Annotated in this window: 1 protein-coding gene; it reads left to right on the top strand. The window is 61.2% G+C overall.

Going from position 1 to position 281, the window contains the following annotated elements; all coding sequences use genetic code 11:
• Positions 1 to 40 precede the first annotated feature (40 nt).
• Positions 41 to 281: hypothetical protein (locus LZP69_RS16390; RefSeq protein WP_234201749.1), on the top strand; the 241-nt coding region annotated here is incomplete at its 3' end.

Below are 281 nucleotides of genomic sequence, written 5' to 3'. Positions count from 1 at the left end.
ATATCGTGGGACGAAGATGTGCCATCGGCGGGCACTGGATGTGAATGAGGTGGTGCAGCCGGTGCCGGTTGCTACCGAGCGTCCGGCGGTGTCCGGTGTGAGTGTGAATGAGGGCGTGGTTCTGCAGACTGCCGCCTACAGCGAGGCGGTGGAGCATGAGGGTCCGGTGTCCGCTCCGTCCTACACGGATATTGTGGCGTCGCAGCCGCGCCGGGTGGCGACTCTGGGCACGAATTTCATCCTGAAGAATGAGACCGATCTGAAGATTCCGGCGTATTATG

The organism is Shewanella sp. AS1, assembly GCF_021412565.1.
Taxonomy (GTDB): domain Bacteria; phylum Pseudomonadota; class Gammaproteobacteria; order Enterobacterales; family Shewanellaceae; genus Shewanella.
Note: the sequence above shows the minus strand (reverse complement) of the source record. Positions and strands in the feature narration are given on the sequence as shown.